The sequence below is a fragment of the bacterium genome, assembly GCA_040753085.1.
In the GTDB taxonomy this organism is placed as follows: domain Bacteria; phylum UBA9089; class JASEGY01; order JASEGY01; family JASEGY01; genus JASEGY01.
Map to the genome: position 1 here is coordinate 1 of JBFMHI010000120.1, position 8,410 is coordinate 8,410.

Below are 8,410 nucleotides of genomic sequence, written 5' to 3' on the forward strand. Positions count from 1 at the left end.
GTCCTAACCAAATAACACCTGAAAATTTCCTGTCGCTATCTGCTCTTGGTTAAATTTAACTGCAATTTTGCTACAAATCACTTCATCTTTTAGACGCAAGCTCTCACACTAAAGTGAACCGTCCCTCGTTGCTTAAGTCAGTCGATCACGGCTGGCCCCTTTCAGAATGGCTCACTCTATCTGCCGTTCAACGTAAGGAGGCCACCAAGCAGCTCACCGAATTAGAGCAGCCCGCTTTCTCTGAAGCTGAAATATCCATCCCGGGCTACCACCAGGTGGTCATGGACAGAAACATCGATGGCCTGCAGAGCTTGAACAAGACTGCGGGTCAATTTTTTATCCGCTTCAGAGGGAGTAGGATCGCCGCTGGGGTGATTGTGAGTAAAGACCAGAGCGCTGGCGTTATGTCTTAAGGCTGCTTCCACTACCTTCCTGGGATAAACCGCAGATTGGTCTACTGTGCCTGCTTGAAGCGTCTCGGTCTTAATAATCTCATTCCTGACATTCAGATAAATAACCTGAAACACTTCGTCTCGAAGTCCTGATAGAGAATGATGGCAGTAGTTTAGAACATCACGAAGGGAATTTAGATAGTTCTTGCCTATGATTGGAACACGGCGATACTCTGTGGCGACCTCTTTAAAAAGCTTTATTAAAATAGCGGCGTTGGGCCCCAACCCTTTGATCGCCTTCAATTCTTCGGCGGGGGCATCCAGGAGAGCAGCCAGATTGCCAAAGTGATCGATCAGTTTTTTAGCCAGGGGTTTAACATCTCGTCGGGGTATGGCAAAGGTGAGGATCAGTTCTACCATTTCATAATTATGAAAACCGGCCAGCCCTGATTTTTGGAATCGCTCCCGAAGCCGCTTTCGATGTCCTGCCAGTAAGTCCTTGTCCATCTTTAGGTTCAAGTTTTATAGTATTACCCCGCCACATTTGCGTTGTCCGCCAGAATTATAAAAGCACCACGAAAATAGGGAACACAGATTTCACCGATTTTTTCAGGGGTTTTAAGATCAGAAAGTGGCATTGGCTTTGACAACATTGTGTTTCCCAAATCTATTTATTAAAATAATCTGTGATAGTGTTACTTGAATCCTAGATAAATATAATAAGCTTTGGTTCCCGATAGAAATCGCCCTTTTAAAGGTGCTTTGTCAAGTTGGCAGATAAAAATTTAGTTCTAAGACCCAGCCTGGTGAAGCCGTAACCAAAGAACAACCTAACGGTTGTCGTAGTGAGGTTTATCGCTTTAACCACACCAGAGTATATATTTCATTTAAAGACCTTGGCTCCCTTCTGTCAAAGCACGTATAGGATTTCACCTTGATCTCCCCTTAATTAGATTTTGATAAATTCTACCACATATTTATCTGGGGGTCAAATGACCTGATAGGTGTTCCTTTTGGTGACGGCTTTGCGGCGCTATGTAAGTGGGCTTAACCAACAATGATAAATATAAGACCAAGCACAAGGCCTAACAAACTAAAATCAAGCAATATACCGGCTACAATTTTTTTGATGTAATCCTTTTGCTCAATATGCGCAAAACGGGCGTCGAATAACATCGGTTTGTAACGGAGCTTTTTCTTAGTCATAAGAGTTGCCCTCCCCTCTTCGTAAGCCTTCAGGGCATTGTTCATCGTTTCGACCACGGTCCACGGTTTACGGTCAATAGCCTGCGAGTTGCCTTCTATGGACGGGATGGACTATGTGGACGGTATAGACATCCATAGTTCTCCCCTCCTTCAGTCAATCTCTCTTTTTCTATGGACGGGATGGACTATGTGGACTGTGTAGACCGTGGACTCTATCCCCCTTGGCCCAAACAATGAACAAGGCCGCCTTCTTAGCCATTCAGGTATCAGCCGTCAGCCTTAGTGCGGCTAAGCCGCAACCAAACAATCCTGGATGCTCGATACTCAGCATAGAGCATCCAGCATCGAGTATCCAGCATCGAGCATCGAGCATCCAGCATCGAGCATCCAGCATCGAGCATCCAGCATCGAGCATCGAGGATCCAGCATCGAGCATCGAGCAGTGTGATAAACGGTTACCCTACAATTTATTTTCATATTGTGAGAAGAGCCATTCATCAATCTTCTCCCTGTTGAACCGCCAAGAGTTACCTACCTTATAAGAAGGGATGGCTCTCTTCTTACACATTCGATAGATACTCATCTCATGAACCCTAAGATATTTCGCTACTTCCCTGACAGTCATAATAGGATTCAGTTTCTTGCTCATAGCTGACAACTCCCTTCAAATTTAGTAAAAACTAATATTCTATTGCTTATAATAGTTAATCTCTATCATATCTATTTATAGTATAGCATATATATCTCATTCTGTCAACATCTCTTCCAAATTTTTTATCAGCCAAAGAGATAGAGATGGTGAGTATATAATAACAAAAGTGCCGCCTCCAAAATGTGTTTGTTTTCCGATATGAAGAATTGAGGCTGCTTCCAGATAGGGAATAATCGAGGGGGGATGAACGAAAAATGCTGAGTGCCCATCCATTTACCCGGCCATGAGAGGGGAACTGATTTAAGATAATGTTTGCCTGGCTTACATCTTAAAGCCTCATCGAGCGCTTCCTGGAAAGCAGCCTGATCCGTTTCATCTAAGAGATCGGGATCTCTGGCGCGTTCAGGGCTTAATTCTTTCACGCGGGAGATTAGCTGCATTAAAATGCCTGACAAACTTGGGGCATTCCCCTCTGCCAGGACAGACATATTTTCAGTGATAGAAGCCTGATTTGGCGTGGCTGAAATCCGGCTAAATTCAAAAGGGGTTAGCCAAACTATCCTTCTAAACACATGATCCGTTTTCGCTTCGAATCTTAAACCTTCCAACTACTGAGTAGGATTTGCCTTATAGCGCAAATGCTCCTTCTGTTTCAGATGACCTTTCGATGCTTTTCTATGAATCGTTTAAATTCAACCCTTTCTCTTCCAAATCAGTTAGCTTGACGAATATTGCCCGATCAACCAGGGCCTCGAGGAACTTTTCTCGCTCGGCGTTCATTGCTAACCTCTTTTCGGAATCGATCCTTATACATCCAGGTTTCGCACCTTATCCGCATAAGCTTGAATAAACTCCCGTCTGGGTTCTACCTTATCCCCCATCAGGATAGTGAAGATCTCATCTGTTTCCACCGCATCCTCCAGGGTTACCTGGAGGACGGTTCTATTGGCCGGGTCCATGGTGGTTTTCCAGAGTTGATCCGGGTTCATTTCTCCCAATCCTTTGTATCGCTGGACAGATATGCCCTTCTTACCGAGTTTGGCCAGGACATTATTTCTCTCTTCATCGTTGTAGGCATACCATTCCTCTTTTCCTTTTTTAATACAATAAAGGGGTGGTTGGGCAATATAGACATAGCCTTCCTCCACCAGGCGAGGCATATAACGGTAAAAGAAGGTCAAAAGCAGGGTCCTGATATGAGCCCCATCCACATCAGCATCAGTCATAATGATGATCTTGTGGTAGCGAACCTTTTCCGGCTTGAATTCATCCTCCCCCACTCCGGCTCCCAGGGCGGTAATAATAGTGGTAATTTCCTCATTAGACAGGGCCTTATCCAGTCTGGTCTTTTCCACATTAAGGATCTTTCCTTTGAGAGGAAGAATAGCCTGAAAGGTTCTATCCCGGCCTTGTTTAGCTGATCCTCCGGCTGAATCTCCCTCTACCAAGTAGATTTCACACTCAGCCGGGTCTCGGTTAGAACAGTCAGCTAATTTTCCGGGCAGGGAATTAGACTCTAAGGCTGTTTTACGGCGGGTAAGCTCTCTGGCCTTTCTGGCTGCCTCTCTGGCCCGTAAGGCCGTAATGCATTTATCCACCGCCTTTCTGGCTAGGGCAGGATTCTCCTCCAGCCAGGCCCCTAATTCATCGGCGACAATAGAATCAACGATGCCTCTTACCTCACTATTACCCAACTTGGCCTTGGTCTGGCCTTCAAATTGGGGATCAGGCAACTTGATATTTATCACGGCGGTTAATCCCTCCCGCACATCCTCACCAGAGAGAGATGTCCCCCCTTCCTTAATAAGCCCGGTTTTTCTGGCATAGTCATTTATGGCCCTGGTCAGGGCCGATTTGAATCCAGCCAGATGCGTGCCTCCGTCAACCGTATTAATCGTATTGGCATAAGCGAAGATATTCTCTTGATAACCGTCATTATATTGCAAGGCAATTTCTACCTCAACATTATCTTTTTCGCGTTTGAAGTAAATAGGGAGATCATGAAGGACGGTCTTGTTTTTGTTTAAATGCTCGACAAAGGAGATTATTCCCCCTTCATAGCGAAAGTCATGGAATTTCCTGGAGGTCTCATCAGTGATCTTAATCCTGACGTCTTTATTCAGAAAAGCCAGCTCCCGCAGCCTCTGAGACAGCAGATCAAAAGAGAAAGCGGTCTGTTCAAAGATTTCAGGATCCGGCTTAAAGATTACCTTTGTCCCGGTTCCAGTGGCCTCCCCTATCACCTTCACGTCCTCGACCGGCTTCCCTCTTATGTATTTCTGGAAGTATATCTTCCCATCCCGCTTGACCTCAACCTCCAACCAGGCTGAAAGGGCATTGACTACTGAGATACCCACGCCGTGAAGACCGCCGGAAACCTTGTAAGAACCGTGTTCAAATTTCCCTCCGGCATGAAGGGTGGTCATAACAATTTCTACGGCCGGCCGCTTATGAATCGGATGAGGATCAACCGGTATCCCCCGGCCATTGTCAGTCACCGTAATACTCATATCCCGGTGGATGATGACTTCAATTTCTTCACACTCGCCGGCCAGGGCCTCATCAATGCTGTTATCTACCACCTCATAGACCAGATGATGCAGCCCCCGGGAACTGGTGTCTCCAATATACATTCCCGGCCTCTTCCTGACGGCCTCAAGGCCTTCCAGGACCTGAATCTGTTCGGCGGTATATTCTTCAGGATGCCTAAAATTGCCCAAATTGTTTCACCTCTTTCTTCATTCTTCCCTTCAAGGTTCCAGAGTCTATTGGAGAAAGAAAGATAGCCTTATCAGTCAGGATAAATGACTTGGGCGGCTCATTATTAACCTTCCTGGTCAACCGCTTCTTTTCGGCCTGTTGCATAAACTCTTGAGTAATGTCAGAAGACATAGTTGACTTGTGACTGAAAATACCGATTACTTTACGCTCCCATATGGTAACGTGAGAACCTAAATGAAGAAACATAGCAGCCTCCTTCGATTTCGGATTTCGGATTCTGCTCATTCCGCCATCCGCCATCAACTATTCCAGATGTGCTTTACCTACTTGTGTCGGATACAGCCAAACTTCACCCCTTTTTACTCGGAAGATGGAACTGTTAGATAAAGGCAAGTCTTCAAGAATATGCTCATCAGCCGCCGTAACAAAGGTCTGAATATCACCTCGCAGCGAATTGACCAGATATTGCTTCCGGTGTTCATCTAACTCTGAGAAGACATCATCTAAAATGAGCAAGGGATACTCCCCACTTTGTTGATAGATATATTTCAAATCGGCCAACCTGAGACAAATAGCTATGGTTCTTGCCTCCCCTTCTGAGGCAAACCCCCTGGCATTTATACCATCAAGGGTAAAGATAATCTCATCCCTATGCGGTCCGATCAGCGTGAGTCCTCGACTTATCTCTTCCCTGCGTTTTTCCCTCAGGCGATCGAAAAAATCCTCTTCCTTTATCCGAGGTTTATATTCGAGTTGGAGTTCCTTATCCCTACCACTTATCTCCTGATGAATATGATTAACCATCGGACCAATCTGAGTCACCATTAATCTTCGTTTACTGATAATGGCCCTGCCGGTCTTAACCAGAGATTCGTCAAAAGAATCAAGCAAGTCTTCATACCTTCCTCCATCTCTTATCTCATTCAGGAGCCGATTCCGTTGTTTCAGGATTCTGATATATTTCTGCAAATCATTCAGGTAGACAGGGTCAGTTTGAGATATACCTATATCCATAAACCGCCTTCGTAGGTGAGGCCCCCCTTTTATTATGGCTATATCTTCGGCTGAAAAGAGAACTACTCTCAGATGGCCGATAAGATCGATCAACCTGGGGAGGGATTTACCATTTATCTTGGCCTCTTTATGGGGAGGCTGATAAAGGAGTTCAATCTTAGAATCTCCCCCGACCCCAGAAACTTCACCGCCAAGATATATCCCCCCGGCCCCCAACTGAATCATTTCCTGATCCTGACTGGTTCGAAAGGAACGAGAGGTGGCCAGAAAATAGATAGCTTCCAGTAAATTGGTTTTCCCTTGCCCATTGTCGCCGATCAAGAGATTAAGTTGGGGATTAAATTCCAGCTCTAAGGGTAATAGATTTCGCACCCCCTTCCCTTTAAAGTTTCCAAGATACATGATCTCTTATTTTATCACTATTCTGCCTATCTGTCAAACTAAATCTATTTCAAGTCTATGAGAAGTATCTTTGGTTTCGTTCCAAGCGATTGTCTTTTTTGATATATGGCGACCACCCTATTTTTGCCAGAGGCGGCTCGCCATCAAGAAATTTTCCTGCGGGAATAATTTTTTCCTTGACATTTTTGACTAAATATGATATGATAGTGGCAACACTAAAAAAGGGTAAGGAGGTGCGTCAGGACAAAATAAAAAATTGCCTTTCTAAAACCACAAGGGTTTACAGCACAATTAAAAAGAAGAAACAGAGAGAGTAAATAAAGTAGGTTTAATTAAAATACTATCTTTAGTCAATTACGAGAAAAGGAGCGGATATAATCAGTCTGAAGAAGGGCGATAAGGTTAAAAAGTTAAACTTATCGCAAGAGGAGGCTATCTGTGGTAGGTTTTTTTTGTTTTTGCAAGAGAAAGAAGGTATGAAGAAATGTGGCGTTTGCAAAAAAGATAGCAGATTCCTGGGGGCGATAGGTTTTTTTGTGTCCAAAAATATAATTAACTATTTAGCCACGGATTTACACGGATGAAACACTGATTTCCTTTAATATATCTATACTTTTGCACTTTTTGTCATTTCTGCGCAAGCAGGAATCCAGAAGCCTTGATATTACTGGATTCCCGCTTTCGCGGGAATGACGAGAGGTTATTATAAGGTATTTGTATTTTAAGTAGTTACAAAAAGTGCAAAAGTATAGTAATATATGATCCGTGCTAATCCGTGTTAATCAGTGGCTAAATTGATAATTGATAATCATACCCCTATGAGGCTGGCGGGCATCAGAGGGGGTTAAGAGAACATTAATGAAGGTAAGAAACTAAATACCCTGTCCTGGTCTCTAGTTTTTGCATGACAGGTGTATTCTGGCCAGCCTTTTTTTTATTTCGGATTGCAGATGCCGGATAATGAATAAATAAAACTCCTCAGGTAGATAGACTTGAAGGTGGAAGGCTTTTATAATAAAACCCCCTAAGATGCTGGCGGGCACCCTAGGGGGTCAAGAAAACATAAATAAAGTAGGTTAAAACTAAAACCCTGTCCCGGTCTCTAGTTTTTGCATGATCAGAAGTGTATTCTGACCAGCCCTATTCATTTATGCTTCTTTTCAGTTTTTTATATATCCTACTTCCCTTGAAAAGTCAAGTCTTTTTTTTAAAAAAAAGACGACTAAAAAAGATAGAAAGTCATTCTATCCCCCTTAATCTTTTTATCGGCTTATCTTAGAAAAAACTTTAGGAATTTCCGTCAATAGAATAGAATAGATGCTCGATACTCGATACTCGATACTGGATACTCGATACTGGATGCTCGATACTGGATACTCGATGCTCGATGCTCGATACGGGATCCTTTACCAGCTTCGAGGATCGAACATCGAGGATCGAGGATCGAACATCGAGGATCGAGCATCCAGGATCGAGCATCCAGGATCGAGCATCGAGGTCGCCATTCACCAATTTAGCAGGAGATACGGTGGCTTGATTAAAAGATTCTCTGCTTCCGTCGTCACCGTATCTTCTGCCATTAAATATTAAGAGCCCAGAGCAGAGAAGACAGAGTTGTATCCCTTATCAAGTCTGTATTCTGTGTTCTGTATTCTGAATATAGTCCATTAATCATATCACTTACCACGCAATTCTCACAGCACAACACCACATCATTCACTCCAGCATTACACAAACCAAACTACACCACTATAACATTACACCACTAATCGCAACCGTATCAACTCAGCCCTCTTTTGGAACACAGATTACCCAGATTGTAACCATTCAGGGGGTAATGAAAGTTGAGGGGAAATTTTTGTAACTATTCAGCCCTTAAGGCACAAAGACACAAATATTACCAATAATAGCACACGGATTACACGGATGAGACGGATTGACACGGATAAAAATTTATTAGAAAAAATCCGTGAGAATCCGCCAAAATCTGTGTCATCCGTGTGCTATTCTATCATTCTCTTCG

9 protein-coding genes are annotated in these 8,410 nt (G+C 43.7%); all 9 read right to left on the minus strand.

What is annotated here, in order from left to right; genetic code table 11:
• Window positions 1-221: 221 nt before the first annotated feature.
• The gene (gene radC / locus AB1797_10970) at window positions 222-899 is read right to left on the minus strand and encodes a DNA repair protein RadC (GenBank protein ID MEW5768124.1); all 678 of its coding nucleotides are present in this window, start codon (window positions 897-899) and stop codon (window positions 222-224) included.
• A gap of 540 nt (window positions 900-1,439) precedes the next feature.
• Window positions 1,440-1,598: a hypothetical protein gene (locus AB1797_10975; protein ID MEW5768125.1), complete on the minus strand. Its 159-nt coding sequence runs from the start codon at window positions 1,596-1,598 to the stop codon at window positions 1,440-1,442.
• Between the two features lie 324 nt (window positions 1,599-1,922).
• Complete coding sequence (locus tag AB1797_10980; protein MEW5768126.1) at window positions 1,923-2,075, minus strand: phosphotransferase; 153 nt, start codon at window positions 2,073-2,075, stop codon at window positions 1,923-1,925.
• On the minus strand, window positions 2,059-2,247 hold the full coding sequence (locus AB1797_10985) for a helix-turn-helix domain-containing protein (protein MEW5768127.1): 189 nt from the start codon (window positions 2,245-2,247) through the stop codon (window positions 2,059-2,061). Before AB1797_10985 ends, AB1797_10980 begins: the two co-directional genes overlap by 17 nt.
• Before the next feature lie 128 nt (window positions 2,248-2,375).
• Window positions 2,376-2,858: a hypothetical protein gene (locus AB1797_10990; protein ID MEW5768128.1), complete on the minus strand. Its 483-nt coding sequence runs from the start codon at window positions 2,856-2,858 to the stop codon at window positions 2,376-2,378.
• A 198-nt stretch (window positions 2,859-3,056) separates the two neighbouring features.
• Window positions 3,057-4,970, minus strand: a complete 1,914-nt coding sequence (gene gyrB, locus AB1797_10995) for a DNA topoisomerase (ATP-hydrolyzing) subunit B (GenBank protein MEW5768129.1) — start codon at window positions 4,968-4,970, stop codon at window positions 3,057-3,059.
• Window positions 4,957-5,217: an extracellular matrix regulator RemB gene (gene remB, locus AB1797_11000; GenBank protein ID MEW5768130.1), complete on the minus strand. Its 261-nt coding sequence runs from the start codon at window positions 5,215-5,217 to the stop codon at window positions 4,957-4,959. Before remB ends, gyrB begins: the two co-directional genes overlap by 14 nt.
• Before the next feature lie 57 nt (window positions 5,218-5,274).
• Window positions 5,275-6,387 (minus strand): DNA replication/repair protein RecF, encoded by a 1,113-nt coding sequence (gene recF / locus AB1797_11005; GenBank protein ID MEW5768131.1) that lies wholly within the window; start codon window positions 6,385-6,387, stop codon window positions 5,275-5,277.
• A 1,300-nt stretch (window positions 6,388-7,687) separates the two neighbouring features.
• Entirely contained in the window at window positions 7,688-7,852 is a 165-nt protein-coding gene (locus AB1797_11010; protein ID MEW5768132.1) for a hypothetical protein, read from the minus strand.
• Window positions 7,853-8,410: the final 558 nt, after the last annotated feature.

Coding starts and splice junctions, on each gene's coding strand:
- radC (MEW5768124.1), bottom strand. CDS start 899: ATGGACAAGGACTTACTGGCAGGACATCGAAAGCGGCTTCGGGAGCGA.
- AB1797_10980 (MEW5768126.1), bottom strand. CDS start 2,075: ATGAAAATAAATTGTAGGGTAACCGTTTATCACACTGCTCGATGCTCG.
- remB (MEW5768130.1), bottom strand. CDS start 5,217: ATGTTTCTTCATTTAGGTTCTCACGTTACCATATGGGAGCGTAAAGTA.
- recF (MEW5768131.1), bottom strand. CDS start 6,387: ATGTATCTTGGAAACTTTAAAGGGAAGGGGGTGCGAAATCTATTACCC.
- AB1797_10975 (MEW5768125.1), bottom strand. CDS start 1,598: ATGACTAAGAAAAAGCTCCGTTACAAACCGATGTTATTCGACGCCCGT.
- AB1797_10985 (MEW5768127.1), bottom strand. CDS start 2,247: ATGAGCAAGAAACTGAATCCTATTATGACTGTCAGGGAAGTAGCGAAA.
- AB1797_11010 (MEW5768132.1), bottom strand. CDS start 7,852: ATGCTCGATCCTCGATGTTCGATCCTCGATCCTCGATGTTCGATCCTC.